The organism is Bradyrhizobium sp. WSM4873 (genome assembly GCF_055811355.1).
The window spans coordinates 59,599-76,597 of record NZ_JBVVPS010000015.1 but is presented as its reverse complement, the minus strand read 5'-3'; the positions used below and the strand labels follow the sequence as shown (position 1 = coordinate 76,597).

The following is a 16,999-nucleotide window of genomic DNA, read 5'->3' as shown; positions in this document are numbered from 1 at the left end:
TCCTGGCGTGGCTTACGCCGCGTTGCGCTTGGCGGCGCTGTCGGCGAGATGACGGCCGGCAATGTAGCCGAAGGTCAGCGCCGGCCCAAGCGTGATGCCGGCGCCGGGATAATTGCCGCCCATGATGCTCGCCATGTCGTTGCCGGCGGCGTAAAGGCCGGGAATCACCCGTCCTTCCGCATCGAGCGCCCGCGCGTTCTCGTCGGTGACGATTCCGGCATAGGTGCCGAGATCGCCGACCACCATCTTGATCGCGTAGAACGGGCCGTTCTCGATCGGAGCGACGCAGGGGTTCGGGCCGTGCAGCGCATCGCCCTGGTAGCGGTTATAGGCCTTTGAGCCCTTGCCGAAGGCGGCGTCGTGTCCCTGTGGTGCGGTCGCATTGAACTGCTTGACGGTCTCGACGAACGCCATGCTGTCGATGCCCGCCTTTGTCGCAAGCGCCTCCAGCGTCTCGCCGCGCATAAGATAGCCGGTCTCGAGATGATGCCCCAGCGGCATCGGGAATGGCGGCACGCAGCCGAGGCCGTATTTGCGCAGGGTCGGGTGGTCGCAAACCAGGTAGGCCGCGATCTCCTCGCCGGGCTTCGCAGCCTTCACCATGGCCTGGACGAAGTCGTGATAGGAATTGCCCTCGTTGGCAAAGCGCTTGCCGTCACGCATCACCGCGATCACGCCGGGTTTGGCGCGGTCGATGAAATGCGGCATCACACCTTGTGAGCCGTCCTTGCGCTTGGTGACCGAAACCGGGACCCAGGCTGCCGCGTTCGGCAGCCGGTCCTCGACATGCCCGCCAGCGCTTTCCGCAAGCCGCAGGCCGTCGCCGGTGTTGCCGGTCGGTCCCGGCGAAAAATGCTCGTTCCCAGTCGGCGCGTGCGGGAACAGCTTTTTGCGCCGTTCGACGTCGTGCGGAAAGCCGCCGCAGGCGAGCACGACGCCTTGTCTGGCACGAATGCGGACGTCGCGTCCCTCGCGGGCGACAATGGCGCCGGTGACAGTGCCGTTCTCGACCGTCAGCTCGCGTACCGGCGCGGACAGCCACATCGCAATCTGCAAATCCTGTGCGGATTTCGCGAGGCGCCCGGCCAATGCATTGCCATTGGTCAGCGTCATGCCGCGGCCATAGCGCAGCACGTCCATCAGATGCCGCGACAGGCGCTTTGCGACATAGACCGCCGAGGTCAGCGACTTCGTCGCGCGCATGAAATGGACGATGTCCTTGCCGGATCCGAGCATCATGCCGAATACGGTGAGCTCGGGCAGGGGCGTGCCAAGGGTCTTGATCTGGTCGCCGAGCTCGCGGCCGTCGAACGGGCGCGCCACCATCGAACGGCCACCCTGCGCGCCGCCGGGGGCCTCGGCGTGATAATCCGGGAATACCAGCGGCATGTCGAAACGGAGCGCCGTCTTGTTGGTGAAAAAATCGACCGCCTCGGGCCCGGCGCTCAGGAATGCATCGACGCGTGCGGCGTCAAAGTTGTTGCCGGCTTCGTGCCGCAGGTAAGTCCGCGCCTGTTCCTGTGTCTCCTCGATGCCGTAGGCCTTTGCCAGCGAGGTGCCGGGAATCCACAACCAGCCGCCGGACCGCGCGGTGGTGCCGCCGAAGCGCGGCTCCTTCTCGACGATCAGGACGTCGAGGCCGCGATACCGCGCGGTGATCGCGGCCGACATGCCGGAGCAGCCCGATCCGGCCACGAGCACATCGCACTCGTAAGTCTCAATTGCGTTGCGCTCGTTGCCGGTCATGCTGGCCTCACTTCTTGAGCAGCGGACATTTGGACTCGGAGATCGGGCGGAAGGCGTCCTCGCCCTTCACCGTCTTGATGATCTCCAGGTAATCCCAGGGTTCCTTGGACTGCTCGGGTGTTTTGACCTTGGCGAGATACATGTCGCGAATGACGCGGCCGTCCTCGCGCAACTTGCCGCCATGGACGAATGTATCCTCGATTGGCAGCTCGCGCATCTTGGCCATCGCCTTGGCGGGATCATCGGTGCCGGCGGCCTTGATGGCCTTGAGGTAATGCAGCACCGAGCCGTAGACGCCGGTCTGGATCATGGTCGGCATCACCTTGGTGCGCTCGTAGAACTTCCGCGACCATGCGCGGGTCGCCTCGTCCATGTTCCAGTACGAGGCCGTGGTCATGTAGGTGCCCTGCGCGGATTTGAGGCCGATCGCATGCACGTCGGTGTCGAACATCAGGAGGCCGACCAGCTTCTGGCCGCCCTGGACCAGGCCGAACTCGCCCGACTGCTTGATCGCATTGTCGGTGTCCTGGCCGGCATTGGCGAAGGCGACGACGTCCGATTTCGAGCTTTGCGCCTGGAGCGCGAAGGAGGAGAAATCCGCGGTGTTGGTCGGATGCTTCACGCCACCCAAAACCTTGCCGCCCATCTCGTTGATGAAGCGCGTGGCGTCCTTCTCGAGCTGCTGGCCGAAGGCGTAGTCGGCGGTGATGAAGTACCAGGATTTTCCGCCTTCCTTGATCACGGCGGAGGCCGTCACCTTCGACAGCGCGTAGGTATCGTAGGTGAAGTGCACGGTGTTGGGACTGCAAAGCTCGTCGGTCAGCGAACTCGCGCCGGGGCCGGAGAGCAGCGCGATCTTGTTGCGTTCGCGCACCATGTTGTGGACGGCGATCGCGATGCCGGAATTGGGGATGTCAACGACGGCATCGACCTTGCCGTTGTCGAACCAGCCGCGCACGATCTGCACGCCGACGTCGGTCTTCATCTGGTGATCGGCGCTGATGATCTCGATCGGCTTGCCGAGCACGGTGGGCCCGAATTCCTCCACCGCCATTTTCGCGGCCTCCACGGAGCCCGGCCCGCTATTGTCGCGGCCCCAGCTCGACAGATCCGTCAGCACGCCGATCCGCACGGCGTCGTCGGAGATTTGCGCGTTCGCAACGGTGGTCATGGCAGCCGAAGTCATGGCCGCGAGCATCGCGCAGGCCAAAAGCCCTCTCATCTCGTTCCCTCTCTTTCTGGGCCGCTTGGCGCGGCTGGTTGTTCTGGCTGTAATTAGATAATGGTTAATGAGTTTGTCAATGGCGAATAACGGGCGTGGCTCGGTTCCGCTTCCCCGCGGACGGCGCTGCCGCCAGCGCACAACGGCTCGTACATCCGTCATTGCGAGCGGAGCGAAGCAATCCAGAATCCTTCCGCGGGGGCACTCTGGATTGCTTCGTCGCAAGTGCTCCTCGCAATCACGGGTGTTGAAGCAGCGACGCGTAAATCACGCGTCCGAATCCTGGGAAGCCCACGCCCGTAGGTTGCAACCGGCATCGCGATTGGCCAAGATGCCCTCTGGAATTTTGGGGCGAATGGCAATGACGGCAGCATCGGGGGTCTCCACTGCGGCGGAGAAATCGACGACGGCGCATGTGGTGTGGGCGAGCGCGCTCGGCACCGCGATCGAGTGGTACGATTTCCTGATCTACGGCACGGCGGCGGCGCTGGTGCTGAACAAGCTGTTCTTCCCGAGCTTCGATCCCTTCGTCGGCACACTGGCGGCGTTCTCGACCTATGCGGTCGGCTTTGTCGCGCGGCCGATCGGCGGCGCGATCATCGGGCATTATGGCGACCGGCTCGGCCGCAAGAAGATGCTGGTCGCTACCATGATCGCGATGGGACTGGGCACGTTCCTGATCGGCTGCTTGCCGACCTACAGTCAGATCGGCGTCTGGGCGCCGATCTTCCTCGTCATTTTGCGCTTCGTCCAGGGCATCGGGCTCGGTGGCGAGTGGAGCGGGGCGGTGGTCATGGTGGCCGAGCACGCCGGCAACCGCCGCGGCTTCTACGGCAGCCTGGTGCAGATCGGTTTCCCCGTCGGCGTCGCCGCGTCCACCGGCATTTTCGGTCTGATGACGCAGCTGCCCGAAGCGGACTTCCTGAGCTGGGGCTGGCGCGTGCCGTTTCTGATCAGCATCCTGCTCGTCGGCGTCGGCTTCATCGTAAGGCTGAAACTTGCGGAGACGCCGCACTTCAAGGAGGTGCTCGAGCGCAAGGAGGTGCTGGCGCAGCCGGTATGGGAAGTCCTGCGCCGCGACTGGCGCAGCTTCCTGCTGGCGATCGGCATCACGGTGTCCGAAGTCGGGCTCGCTTATCTCCTCACGGTTTTCACCGTGGTCTATGCCACGACGCAGCTCGGCTTGCCGCGGCAGGTGATCCTCAATGCGGTGGTCTATGCCGCGCTCGTCGAGCTCGCGACGCTGCCTCTCGCCGGCTGGCTGTCCGACATCTTCGGCCGTAAGGCGCTGTATCTCGCCGGCGGCGTGTTCTCGGTGGCGCTGGCGTTTCCGTTGTTCTGGTTCCTCGACACCAGGGAGCCGGCGCTGATCACGCTCGCGCTCGTCGTGACGATGACACTGACGCATGCGCTGCTGTTCGGGCCGAAGGCGGCCTTCATGCCGGAGCTGTTCCGCACCCAGGTGCGCTACAGCGGCGCATCGCTGGGAGCCAACGTCGCCGCCGCGCTGAGCGGCGGATTCTCGCCGCTGATCGCGACGGCATTGCTGGCATGGGCCGGCTCTTATTGGGCCGTCTCGGTCTACATCATCGCCCTGTCGATCGTCACCATCATCGCGACACTCATGGCGCCAGAGACGGCGCGGGACCAGCTCAGGTCCTGAGGACCGCCTTCATCACGTCTGCCGCGCGAACGGGCTCGCACGTTCGAAGCTATCGTTTTTGTATGCACGTCCTGACGCCTTCTTATGCGCGCTGCCAAAAGCCGATGCAGCGGGGCGAACCATTAGCCGCGTTTATGCGGCGAATTTTTACTTCCAATTTTACTTCACAACATACCGCCCATAGCCTCCCTCGCAATTGATCACATCCGTAGCCGGTCAATGGCGACCGGTGCGCAGCGTTCATCGTAGCCAACGAGGGTTGCCATGCTTGACAGGGACAAGGGGACATCCACTGCCAATCCGGCGGGGACGAGCGACAAGTCTGCGAAAAAGCTGAGCAGGCGCACGCTGTTGAAGGGCGCTGCGGCGGTGGCCGGCGCGGCCGCAGGATCGGACGCGATCCGCGGATTCCCGACCATCTGGGCGCAGGAGATCAAGGACATCGAGCTGCGCCATGTCGGCGTGTCCTATTCGGTGGTGAAGGCGATCGGCGACCAGGCGGCCAAGGATCTCGGCTTCAAGGTGACGATGCAGAACCTCGACACCTCTGCCGCCATCAACCGCTTCATAAGCCAGCCTAATACGGTCGACATCGCCGATCTCGAGGGCTGGCAGGCCAAGCTCGCTGCCAAGCGCGGCGTCATCCAGGGCATCGAGGTCAAGAAGGTCAAGGAGTTCGACAACATCCTGCCGATCTTCACCAAGGGCGAGATCGACGGTCACAAGATCCCGCGCCAGGGCATCTCGCCCTACGAGGCCATGTATATCGCCAAGCCCGATTCGACCGATCTGAACGACGGCGTGACCGAATGGGCGACCTTCCTGCCGCAGGTCTACAACGCCGACTCCATCGGCTACCGCCCCGACCTCGTCGGCCATGAAGTCACGGAATGGAAGGATCTGATCGATCCGAAATTCAAAGGCAAGGCCGCGATCCTCGACGTGCCCGCGATCGGCATCATGGACGCCGCGCTCTGCTTCGAAAGCGCCGGGCTGATCAAGTACGGCAACAAGGGCAACATGACCAAGGAGGAGATCGACTTCACCTGCAACAAGCTGATCGAGCTCAAGAAGCAGGGCCAGTTCCGCGCGACCTGGACCACCTTCGATCAGTCGGTGCAGCTGATGGCGGCGGGCGAAGTGGTGATCCAGTCGATGTGGTCGCCGGCGGTTGCCGCGGTGCGCGTGAAAGAAATCCCCTGCGTCTACGCGCCGGTCAACATCAAGAACGGCAAGGAAGGCTATCGCGGCTGGTGCAACGGCATGGGCCTGATGAAGCATCTCTCCGGCAAGAAGCTGGACGCAGCCTATGAATATCTCAACTGGTATCTCTCGGGATGGCAGGGCGGCTTCGTCGCGCGCTACGGCTATTACAGCCCGGTCCCTTCGACCGCCAAGAAATTCCTCACGCCGGCCGAATGGGCGTTCTGGTACGAGGGCCAGCCCGCGCCCGAGGTGGTCAACGACCCCTATGGCGTGCCGATGGAGAAGACCGGCACCAAGCGTGATGGCGGCTCGTTCCTCGACCGCGTCAAGAACATCTCGTGCTGGAACACGCTGATGGACGAAGCCGCGTACATGAACAAGCGCTGGAACGACTTCAAGGTGGCCTGAAACCTGCTTTCCCTGACGTGAACGAAGCGCCGGCGCGGCAATGCGCCGGTGCCAAATGATCGAGTTCGAGGCGTTTGCCGACATGCAGCCAAACCTTAGTCCAGCTCTTAGTCCAGCTCAAACCCCACGACGCGCAAATCTCGCCGGCTGGCTCTACGTGTCGCCGCTCGTGCTGGTGCTCGTGCCGTTCTTCGTGGCGCCGATCCTGGTCGTGCTGGCCGCGAGCTTCTTCGCTACCGACGGCTTTGGCGGGCTGACCCCGGGATTCACGCTCGCAAGCTATGTCGAGGTGCTGCATTCGGCACTGACGCTGAAGCTGTATCTGGCCACGATCAAGTTCACGGTGCTGACCTGGATCTTCACGCTGATCATCGGCTTCTTCGTCGCCTACTTCCTGGTTTTCCACGTCCGCAACCAACTGCTGGCGATCGGTCTGTTCCTGCTCTGCACGGTGCCGTTCTGGACCTCGAACATCATTCGGATGATTTCCTGGATTCCGCTGCTCGGCAAGGAAGGCCTGATCAACCAGGCGCTGCTGGGGCTCGGCGTGATCCGCCAGCCGCTGGAAGTGCTGCTGTTCTCGGACCTGGCGGTCGTCATCGCCTATGTCCATCAGCTCACCATTTTCATGATCGTGCCGATCTTCAATTCCATGGCACGGATCGACAAGAAGCTGATCGAGGCCGCGATCGATGCCGGCGCCAGCCGTTTCGACATCATGCACCTGATCGTGGTGCCGATGTCCAAGAGCGGCATCGCCCTCGGCACCATCTTCGTCGTCTCAATCGTGATGGGCGATTTCTTCGTGGTCAAGGTGATGTCCGGCGGCGGCTCGGCCTCGGTGGTGAGCGCCTTCTACGAGGACGTCGGCGTGCTGCAATATCCGACCGCGGCAGCGAGCGCAGTATTGCTGACGCTGGTGCTGGTCGCGATCGTCTCGCTGATCCTGCGCACCGTCGACATCAGGCAGGAGATCACGCGATGAGCGCGGTTCTCGCCGACATGTCCAAAACCGAAATGTCCAAGACTGACATGTCAAAGGCGGTCGCGCCGGCGACAACCAAGGCGATCGCACCGAGCAAGGGCGGCCGGCCGTGGACGTTCTATCTTCTGGCGACGCTATTCGGGTTCTATGTGATCGCGCTGTACGGCCCGATGTTCTGCATCTACGTCCTGTCGTTCCAGGACATCCGCGGCGGCCTCGTCTTCCCGATGAAGGGACAGTCGCTACACTGGTTCGTCGATCTCTTCACCCAGGTGCGGACCGGCGACGTCAAAGGCTCGTTCGACCGTTCGATCAAGCTCGCCGTCGTCGTCACGGTCATCACGGTGGTGGTGTCGTTCCTCGCCGGGCTCGGTTTTCGCAAGCGCTTTCGCGGCGACACCGTCGTGTTCTACATGATGATCGGCAGCCTGGTCGCGCCGGGTCTTGTGCTCGGCCTCGGCACCGGCCTGTTGTTCCAGGCCCTTGGGCTCAATGCGAGCTGGTACACGTCGGCGCTCGGCGCGCAACTGTCCTGGACGCTGCCGTTCGGCGTGCTCGTGATGTTCGCGGTGATGTCGCGCTTCAACCATGTCTGGGAGGAGGCGGCCTACGACCTCGGCGCTAGCCGCTGGCAATCGATCCGGCTGGTGATGATCCCGGTGCTGGCGCCCGGCCTCGTCGCGGTCGCGCTGTTCGGCTTCACGCTCTCCTACGACGAGTTCGCCCGCAGCCTCCAGACCGCGGGCTCGCTCAACACGCTGCCGCTGGAGATCTGGAGCATGACCCTGAACGTCACTTCGCCCTCGCTCTATGCGCTCGGCACCGTGACCACCATCGTCTCCTTCATCGTCATCGGCGCGAGCCTGGGCAGCATCGTGCTGATCCAGAAGGGTCGCGGCAGCAGCACAAAGGGTTGAGCTCGGAAATGAAGAGCGATCGCGGCGATATCGAACTGGCGGGCCTCTGCAAGAGCTTTGACGGCGTCAGCAATGTGGTCGACGGCGTCAACCTCAAGATTGCCGACGGCGCCTATTGCTGCTTCATTGGCCCGTCCGGCTGCGGCAAGACCACGATTTTGCGCATGATCGCCGGCCACGAGGATCCGACCGCCGGCGAGATCGTGATCGGCGGGCAGAACGTCGTCGGTCTTGCGCCGGTGCAGCGGCGCACCGCGATGATGTTTCAGTCCTACGCGTTGTTCCCGCATCTCACCGTGCGCGAGAACATCGCCTTCGCCTTGCGCGTACGCGGCATATCGAAGGCTGATCGTCTGCGCGCAGCCGACGCCATGATCGAGAAGGTGCGTTTGACGCAATTCGCCGACCGCCTGCCGGCGCAGCTCTCCGGCGGCCAGCAGCAGCGCGTGGCGCTGGCGCGCGCGGCGATCACCGAGCCGAGGGTACTTTTGCTCGATGAGCCGCTCTCTGCTCTCGATGAGCAGCTCCGCGTGCAGATGCGCCAGGAACTCAGGCGGATGCAGCAGGAGCTCGGCATCACCTTCATCCACGTCACCCACACCCAGCTCGAGGCGATCGCGCTCGCCGATCTGGTCGTGGTGATGGAGCAGGGCAAGATCAAGCAGGCGGGCGCGGCGCGCGACGTCTATGCCCATCCGCACGATCGTTACGTCGCCGAGTTCATGGGCGGGCAGAACGTGTTGTCGGGGCGGGTAGAGAAGGTCAACGGTTCGACCTTTACGCTCGCGCAGGCCGCGCCTGATGGCATCGAGGTCTCGCTTCAGGCGCGGTCCACGGTCAGCGTCGGTGACAAGATCGATATCGCCGTGCGCCGCGACGATGTCGCGCTAGTCCGACCGGGCAGGGAGCTGCCGCCGGGCTGCTCGACGTCGCTGCCGAGTCGCGTGCTCGCGATCGAATACCAGGGCTATTTCGTCAAGGTCATGCTGGACACCGTGCCGGACGACGCGTTCGTCGCCTACGTGCCGGAAAAGACCTTCTTCGCGGATCCGTTCACCGTCGGCGACGTCGTGATGGCCACATGGGCCACCGGCAGCGCGCTTCCACTCGCCTAAAGACCCGTCGCGCACAGGAGTATGATCGTGCAGATATCCTTCACACTCAACGGACGGCCAACCACTGTCGATGTCGAGCCGGCGACGCTGGCCGCAGAGCTGCTGCGCGAGCAGCTCAACCTCACCGGCACCCATATCGGCTGCGACACCAGCCAGTGCGGCGCCTGCGTGGTGCATCTCGACGGCCTGCCGGTGAAGAGCTGCACGCTGCTGGCGCCTGCGCTCGACGGTGCGACGCTGCTCACCATCGAGGGGCTTCACGGAGCCCCCGGTTCGAACCAAATGCATCCGATGCAGGAAGCGTTTCGCGAGCATCACGGTCTGCAATGCGGCTTTTGCACACCCGGCATGCTGATGACAGCGGTGGCGCTCGCGACCGAGAAGCCGGAGCTGACGGAAGCCGACGTCCGCCACGGCCTTGAAGGCAACATCTGCCGTTGCACCGGCTATCAGAACATCGTCGTCTCGGTCATGGCTGGCGCTGCCGCCATGAACGCCGCCAAGGGAGAGTGACCATGGGCAACGTGATCGGGATCGGCGCTTCACCCAAACGGAAAGAGGACCAGCGCTTCCTCACCGGCCGCGGCAATTACGTCTCCGACATCAAGCGTCCCGGCATGACGGCGGGTGTGTTCGTGCGCTCGCCGCACGGACACGCGATCCTGCGCGGCATCGACAAGAGTGCGGCGCTCGCATCGCCCGGCGTCATCGCGGTCCTGACCGGCGACGATGCCGCCGCGGACAAGCTGGGATCGCTGCCCTGCGGCTGGGGTATCACGGACGCCAAGGGCGTGCCGATGAAGGAGCCGCCGTTCCCGATGCTGGCACAGGGCAAGGTGCGCTTCGTCGGCGACATGGTGGCCTTCGTCGTTGCGGAGACGCCGGCGCAGGCCAGCGCTGCAGCCGAGCTGCTGACGGTCGATTACGAGGTGCTGCCCTCGGTGGTCGGCGTGCTCGAAGCCGTGCGACCCGGCGCGCCGCAACTGTTCGACGACGTGCCGAACAACATCTGTTGCGATTGGGAGCTCGGCGACAAGGCCGCGGTCGAGACCGCGTTCCGGAAAGCGGCGCATGTCGCAAAGCTCAGCCTCGTCAACAACCGGCTGATCGGCAACCCGATGGAGCCGCGCGCGGCGATCGCCGAATATGAGCCCGGTACCGATCGCTTCACGCTGTGGACCACCAGCCAGTTCCCGCACGTCGTGCGCTTCCTGATGGGCGCGCTGGTGCTGAACATCCCGCAGCACAAGCTGCGCGTGGTCGCGCCCGATGTCGGCGGCGGCTTTGGCGTCAAGCAGTTTCACTACGGCGAGGAGGCCGTGATCACCTGGGCCGCCAAGCGCGTGATGCGGCCGATCAAATGGGTGGCGAGCCGGTCGGAGGGTTATGTCTCCGATCGCCATGGCCGCGATCACGTCACCGAGGCCGAACTCGCACTGGACGAGACCGGTAAGTTTCTGGCCTTCCGTGTCAACACGCTTGCCAATATGGGCGGCTATCTCTCGACCTTCGGGCCCAACATCCCGACCAATCTCTACGGACCGCTGCTCGGCGGCGTCTACACCACGCCGGCAATCTACTGCAACGTGAAGGTGGTGTTCACCAACACCGTTCCTGTTGACGCCTATCGCGGCGCTGGCCGTCCAGAAGCGACCTTCGTGCTGGAGCGCATCGTCGACGTTGCAGCCAGCGAGATGGGCATCGACCGCGTCGAGATCCGCCGCCGCAACATGATCCCGAAGGAGGCCTATCCGTATCAGACGCCGGTGCTGGTGCAGTACGATTCCGGCGATCCGATGGGGTGTCTCGACGGCGCTCTTGTCGCGGCCGACGTCAAGAACTTCGGTATCCGCAAGGCGGAGTCGGCGCGTAGAGGCAAATTCCGCGGGCTCGGCTACTCGACCTATGTCGAGGCCTGCGGCCTCGCACCGTCGCGCTTCGCGGGACGATTGGGAGCGCGCGGCGGGCTCTATGAGAGCGCCACGGTGCGGGTGCATCCGACCGGCCAGGTCACGGTCATGATCGGCACGCATAATCACGGCCAGGGCCACGAGACGACGTTCGCCCAGATCGTCTCGGAAAAGCTCGGCGTCGCGTTTGACAATGTCGACATCGTGTTCGGCGATACCGATCGCGTGCAGTTCGGCATGGGCACCTATGGCTCGCGTTCGCTGGTGGTCGGCGGCGCGGCGCTGTCGAAGGCGACGGACAAGGTGGTCGCGAAGGGCAAGAAGATCGCGGCGCATCTGCTCGAAGCGGCCGAAGTGGATATCCAGTTCGAGGCCGGAAAATTCTCGGTCGCAGGCACCGACCGCATGAAGACGTTCGAGGAGATCGCGGGCGCCGCCTACGTGCCGCACGACTATCCGCTCGAGGTGCTGGAGCCGGGGCTCGAGGAGCAGGCTTATTACGATCCCGTCAACTTCACCTATCCCGGCGGCTGCCACATTGCCGAGGTCGAGATCGACCCGGAAACCGGCACGGTGACGCTGGTCAACTACACCGCGGTGGACGACGTCGGCACGGTCATCAACCCGATGATCGTGGAGGGCCAGTTGCACGGCGGAATCGTGCAGGGCGTCGGCCAGGCGCTGTACGAGAACGCGGTCTACGACGAGGGCTCGGGCCAGCTGCTGTCGGGCTCGCTGATGGACTACTGCATGCCGCGCGCCGATCACATGCCGATGATGAACATCGCGACCCATTCGACGCTGTGTACGCACACGCCGATGGGCGTGAAGGGCTGCGGCGAGGTCGGCACCATCGGTTCGCCGGCCGCGGTCATCAACGCGGTGGTCGATGCGCTGTCGCATCTCGGCGTCACCCATGTCGACATGCCGGCGACGCCGAACCGGATCTGGCGCCTGCTGCAAAATGCATCGCTGCCGGTCGCCGCGGAATAGGGAGGATGACAATGAAGCCGTTTGCCTATCACCAACCGGACCGGATTCCCGACGCTGCCAAACTGCTGACCTCGATCGAGGAAAGCAAGCTCGTCGCCGGCGGCATGACGCTGATCCCGACGCTGAAGCAGCGGCTCGCCAGTCCGCCTGCCCTGGTCGACCTGTCGAAGCTCGGACATCTGAAGGGCATCACCGACGATGGCGCCACCATCACCATCGGTGCGATGACGCCACATGCGATGGTGGCAGCCTCGAAGCTGGTGCAGGCGAAGATCCCCGGTCTCGCCGCGCTGGCCTCGATGATCGGCGATCCCGCCGTCCGCAGCCGCGGCACCATCGGTGGCTCCGTCGCGAATAACGATCCGGCGGCCGATTATCCCGCAGGTGTGCTCGGATTGGGCGCGACCGTCGTCACCAGCACGCGCGAGATCGCGGCCGACGGGTTCTTCCGCGGCCTGTTCGAGACCGCGCTCGAACCTGGTGAGATCATCACGGTGATCCGCTTTCCGGTGCCGCTCAAGGCGGGCTACGCCAAGTTCAAGGCGCCGGCGTCGCGCTATGCGCTGGTCGGCGTGTTCGTGGCGAAATTCGCCGATGGCGTTCGCGTGGCCGTGACCGGAGCAGGCTCCGGCGTGTTCCGCGTTCCCCCGATGGAGGAAGCGCTGGCGCGAAATTTCGATCCGTCCGCGATCGCTGCGATCAGAATCGACACCGAGGGCCTCACTTCCGACATCCATGCCGAAGCCGACTACCGTGCGCATCTCGTCACGGTCATGGCCAAGCGCGCCGTCGACGCGGCGCTCAGCTAGCTCTTCAGGGTTCATGATGACTGATGGTTCCGGCCGAACGGCCTTCCCGCCGGCGCCGACTGGCCTTGGCTCGCTTTCCGCAACCGAGATCCTGGCCGGCTACCGGCGCAAGGCGTTCACTCCGCGCGATGTCGTCGACGACACCATTGCCGCGCTGGAGGCGACGAACGAGGCCTGCAACGCGGTGGTGACGCCGATGTACGAGCAGGCGAGGGCGGAGGCCGATCGTCTCACCAGGGAGATGCGCGCCGGCGAGGCCAAGGGGCCGCTCGCCGGTGTACCCGTCACGATCAAGGACCTGGTCTTTGTCGCAGGCGTGCCGGCCTATGGTGGCTCGCCGATGAACAAGGCATTCGTGCCCGATGTCGATGCGGCTGTTGTCTCGGCGCTGAAGGCGGCAGGTGCAATCGTCACCTGCAAGACCACGACCTGCGAGTCCGGATACAAGTTGACGGCGGATAGCCCGGTCACCGGCACCACGCGCAATCCCTGGAACCGCGGTCGCACCAGTGGTGGGTCGAGCGGCGGCGCGGCAGCCGGCGTTGCCGCCGGCTGCGGTCCGATCGCGATCGGGACCGATGGCGTCGGCTCGATCCGCGTGCCCTCGTCCTTCTGCGGTGTGTTCGGCCTGAAGCCGACCTTTGGCCTGGTGCCGCGCTCGCCCGGCTTCTCGCCACCATCCTGGGGCTCGCTCGCGCATACCGGACCAATCACGCGCACGGTCGCGGATGCCGTGCTGACGCTGGAGATCATCGCCGGCTACGATTTGCGCGATCCCGCGAGCCTGCCGGTGGCGGCGCGGCGGTTCGATACGAAAGCCGAGCCGTTGAACGGTATTCGTATCGGCGCGAGCGTCGATCTCGGCTACGCCGCCGTCAGCCCCGACGTGCGCGCGGCGTTCAGCAAGGCGCTCGCCATTCTCGATGCCTGCGGCGCGCAGGTCACCATGGACGGTCCTGGCCTCGATCCCGGCATCCTCGAGCATACGCTGAAACCGATCGCCTTTACCGAACAGGCGGCCGCGGTCGCGAGCAAGACCACGGCCGATCTCGCCAGCTCCGAAGCAGATTATCTTGACGTCATCAGTGCCGGCCGGCGCTACAGCGGCACGGACTATATCGAAGCAGGGTATCGCCGCGGCCAGGCTCGCGGCGGCTTCCTGAAGCTTTTCGAGCGTGTCGATGCGCTGGTGACGCCGACCGTCGCGGTGACCGCGTTCGAGGCCGGCCGCCTCGGCGTCGAAACGATTGACGGCGGCAAGGTCGATCCGCATCTCGGCTGGTCGCCCTTCACCTGGCCGATGAATCTCGCCGGCCTTCCTGCGGCGACGCTGCCCTGCGGCTTCGATCGCGAGGGAATGCCGATCGGCTTGCAGATCGTCGCTCCCTGGCTCGACGAGCCCACGATCTTCCGCATCGCCGCTGCGTTCGAAGCGGCCCAGCCGTGGGCGGCGTTCTGGCCGCAGCTGGCGTTGCGCGAAGCGGACAGTGCCCGCGCGAAGGCGTGAGCCCAAATTCGGTCTGGAGCCGGCCGGCCGCTGTCTTGGCGGTCGGCCTCTGCGCCTGAAGAAATTTTCGACTAGTCCTCTTGAAGTCGACTTGCGTTCTTCTAAGTCATGTTCGCCGCGAGAGCGGTGTGCCGGGTGCCCGCGAGGGGCCCGGAACGGGCGCCGGGCCGGTGTCTTTGGACCCCGTCTAAAGCCCCGTCCTGCGCTCCTTCGTATCCATCTTGCTCTTTGGAGGACTTGGTTATGAGGACCACGTTTGACTTCGCGCCCCTGTGGCGCTCCACCGTCGGCTTCGATCATCTGGCCGGTCTCGTCGACAGCGCGCTGCGCCAGGCGAGCGATGACAACTATCCCCCCTATAACATCGAACGCTCCGGCGAAGACCACTACCGGATCAGCCTCGCCGTGGCGGGCTTTGGCGTCAACGATATCACGGTGACGGCCGAACAGAATGCGCTCACCGTCGAGGGCAAGAAGCCCGAAGGCGCGACGGGCGAATATCTGTACCAAGGTATCGCCGCACGGCCGTTCCGGCGCGTGTTCAATCTGGCCGACTATGTCCAGGTGAAGCAGGCGTCCTTCCAGGACGGCCTCTTGATCATCGACCTCGTCCGTGAGGTTCCGGAGGCGATGAAGCCGCGCCGGATCCAGATCGCGGGCGCGGCCTCTCCTGCAACTCAGATCGAGCAGAAGAAAGCAGCCTAAGCGCTCGATCGAGGGGAATGTGGAACGCGGCGCTCAGACATGCGCGCCGCGCTCCCACATGCATGAAAGAGAGAACGGCTATTCGATCATCAACACATCTATCCCTTCGAAACGAGCGTCAGGGGAGCCCAACCGATGACAAACGTGAATACGAATTTCGGAAATCTCAACCCGCTGTTTTATCCCGCGGTTCACTACGGTTCGCCTGCGGATGTCCTGAATGCAAAGGAGCTCTCCACGCCGGAGAAGCGGATCATTCTGTCGTCATGGGCGTCCGATATGTACGCCGTCGAATCCTGTCCCGCTTTGCGTGAAATTCCCGGCATGAGCCATACGGTCCGCCTCGCCGATATTCTCGCGGCCCTGCGCCGGCTCGACGGCGACAATGACGACGACGACCCGCCGCGCGGCGGCGGCGTTCCAATGCGCTTGCGGCGGCCGTGGGCCGCCGCAGAACGGTGAGGCGCGTGATGCTCACGCAGGCCGTTCTTGCTCTGGTGCTGGTCGGCCAGGTCTCCGCGGCCTGGACCATTCCATTTTTAATCATGCAAGGCGGGATCGACGTGCCGGGCGACAGCGCCTTAAGACGCTCTTGAATCTCGAATCCGGACGAAGCGGCAGGTGACGAACATGTATGCTGTGCGTTTGCTCTCGCTGGCGTTGCTGGTACTGACGCTCACGGCGTCACAGCCGGCCGCAGGCCAGATCCCCGATCTGAAGCTGGGCGGCTCGGTGCCGACCCTGGCGCCTCTGGTTCGGCAGGTGACGCCGGCGGTGGTCAATATCTCGGTGCACGGCCGCGTGCGCGAAGACAATCCGCTCTACCGCGACCCGCTGTTCCGCGAATTCTTCGACGTTCCGAGGCAGATCGAGAAGGAAGTCAGCGCGACCGGCTCCGGCGTGATCGTCGATGCCCGGAGCGGCTACGTGCTGACCAACAACCACGTGGTCGAAGGCTCCTCCGTCGTCCAGATCACGACCAAGGACGGCCGGCAGTTTTCCGCAAAGGTCGTCGGCCGGGATTCGCCGACGGACGTCGCTGTGCTTCAGATCCAGAATCCGACCGGGCTCAAAGCGCTTCCCCTCGGTGACAGCGATGCACTGGAAGTCGGGGATTTCGTGCTCGCGATCGGCAATCCCTTCGGCCTCGGCCAGACGGTGACGTCGGGCCTCGTCAGTGCCCTCGGCCGAACCGGCCTCGGCAAGCAGGGTTATGAAGACTTCATCCAGACCGACGCCGCTATCAATCCCGGCAATTCCGGCGGCGCGCTGGTCAGCCTGCAGGGTGAACTGGTCGGCATCAATTCAGCCATCATTTCGCCCGCTGGCGGTAATGTCGGTATCGGCTTTGCCATTCCCGTCAACATGGCGCGAAAGGTGATGGAGCAGATCATCGCCACCGGCAGGGTCGAGCGCGGCCGCATCGGCATTTCGCTGAAGGATCTCCACCCGTCCGTCAACAAGGGGCGCAACGAAGGCGCGCTCATCGCCGAAGTTGCCGCGGATTCGCCGGCCGAGAAGGCTGGGCTGCGCAAGGGCGATGTTGTCACCACGGCTGAGGGCCGCCCGATCCGCACCGCCGCCCAGCTGCGCAATACGATCGGTCTTGCCCGGGTCGGCGACGAGGTGAAGCTCGCTCTGCTGCGCAACGGCACACCGCTCACGGTCGTCGTCCGAGTGGCTCCCGCGGTCGAACCGCGCAACGCCAATGCAGGAAGCAACCGCCTCGTTCGCTAGGCCGATCACAGAGGATATCACCGTAGCAAGCCGGTCGTTCATCGTCTGCGATCGTTGACCCCGGGGATACAGTTTG

15 protein-coding genes are annotated in these 16,999 nt (G+C 64.3%); 13 read left to right on the top strand and 2 right to left on the bottom strand.

Features of this window, described 5'->3' with window-relative positions:
* Positions 1-12: 12 nt before the first annotated feature.
* Both AC0L21_RS20420 and AC0L21_RS20415 read right to left on the bottom strand, forming a co-directional pair.
* On the bottom strand, positions 13-1,746 hold the full coding sequence (locus AC0L21_RS20420) for an FAD-dependent oxidoreductase (protein WP_473263625.1): 1,734 nt from the start codon (positions 1,744-1,746) through the stop codon (positions 13-15).
* 7 nt (positions 1,747-1,753) lie between these two features.
* Positions 1,754-2,968 (bottom strand): ABC transporter substrate-binding protein, encoded by a 1,215-nt coding sequence (locus AC0L21_RS20415; RefSeq protein ID WP_473263622.1) that lies wholly within the window; start codon positions 2,966-2,968, stop codon positions 1,754-1,756.
* 361 nt (positions 2,969-3,329) lie between these two features.
* On the opposite strand from AC0L21_RS20415, the gene AC0L21_RS20410 reads away from it, so the two are divergent.
* The 13 genes from AC0L21_RS20410 to AC0L21_RS20350 all read left to right on the top strand — a co-directional run bounded on the left by AC0L21_RS20410 (position 3,330) and on the right by AC0L21_RS20350 (position 16,923).
* A complete protein-coding gene (locus tag AC0L21_RS20410) occupies positions 3,330-4,631 on the top strand; it encodes an MFS transporter (protein ID WP_473263621.1) in 1,302 nt (433 codons plus the stop codon).
* A 264-nt stretch (positions 4,632-4,895) separates the two neighbouring features.
* Positions 4,896-6,245, top strand: coding sequence for an ABC transporter substrate-binding protein (locus tag AC0L21_RS20405; protein WP_473263620.1), 1,350 nt, complete (start codon positions 4,896-4,898; stop codon positions 6,243-6,245).
* 55 nt (positions 6,246-6,300) lie between these two features.
* The gene (locus tag AC0L21_RS20400; protein WP_473263723.1) at positions 6,301-7,230 is read left to right on the top strand and encodes an ABC transporter permease; all 930 of its coding nucleotides are present in this window, start codon (positions 6,301-6,303) and stop codon (positions 7,228-7,230) included.
* Positions 7,227-8,147 carry an ABC transporter permease gene (locus AC0L21_RS20395; RefSeq protein WP_473263618.1) on the top strand — a complete coding sequence of 307 codons (921 nt, stop codon included), beginning with the start codon at positions 7,227-7,229 and terminating at the stop codon, positions 8,145-8,147. The genes AC0L21_RS20400 and AC0L21_RS20395 overlap by 4 nt, the downstream gene beginning before the upstream one ends.
* 8 nt (positions 8,148-8,155) lie before the next feature.
* Positions 8,156-9,262, top strand: a complete 1,107-nt coding sequence (locus AC0L21_RS20390) for an ABC transporter ATP-binding protein (RefSeq protein ID WP_473263616.1) — start codon at positions 8,156-8,158, stop codon at positions 9,260-9,262.
* Positions 9,263-9,286: 24 nt separating this feature from the next.
* The gene (locus AC0L21_RS20385; RefSeq protein ID WP_473263722.1) at positions 9,287-9,775 is read left to right on the top strand and encodes a (2Fe-2S)-binding protein; all 489 of its coding nucleotides are present in this window, start codon (positions 9,287-9,289) and stop codon (positions 9,773-9,775) included.
* A 2-nt stretch (positions 9,776-9,777) separates the two neighbouring features.
* Positions 9,778-12,165, top strand: coding sequence for a xanthine dehydrogenase family protein molybdopterin-binding subunit (locus tag AC0L21_RS20380; protein WP_473263615.1), 2,388 nt, complete (start codon positions 9,778-9,780; stop codon positions 12,163-12,165).
* Positions 12,166-12,176: 11 nt separating this feature from the next.
* A complete protein-coding gene (locus tag AC0L21_RS20375) occupies positions 12,177-12,974 on the top strand; it encodes an FAD binding domain-containing protein (protein WP_473263613.1) in 798 nt (265 codons plus the stop codon).
* A 16-nt stretch (positions 12,975-12,990) separates the two neighbouring features.
* Entirely contained in the window at positions 12,991-14,481 is a 1,491-nt protein-coding gene (locus AC0L21_RS20370; protein WP_473263612.1) for an amidase, read from the top strand.
* 243 nt (positions 14,482-14,724) lie between these two features.
* Entirely contained in the window at positions 14,725-15,186 is a 462-nt protein-coding gene (locus AC0L21_RS20365; protein ID WP_473263611.1) for an Hsp20 family protein, read from the top strand.
* A gap of 135 nt (positions 15,187-15,321) precedes the next feature.
* Positions 15,322-15,648, top strand: a complete 327-nt coding sequence (locus AC0L21_RS20360) for a hypothetical protein (protein ID WP_473263610.1) — start codon at positions 15,322-15,324, stop codon at positions 15,646-15,648.
* Positions 15,649-15,656: 8 nt separating this feature from the next.
* Positions 15,657-15,782, top strand: coding sequence for a hypothetical protein (locus tag AC0L21_RS20355; protein ID WP_473263609.1), 126 nt, complete (start codon positions 15,657-15,659; stop codon positions 15,780-15,782).
* A gap of 34 nt (positions 15,783-15,816) precedes the next feature.
* Entirely contained in the window at positions 15,817-16,923 is a 1,107-nt protein-coding gene (locus AC0L21_RS20350) for a trypsin-like peptidase domain-containing protein (RefSeq protein WP_473263607.1), read from the top strand.
* Positions 16,924-16,999 lie beyond the last annotated feature (76 nt).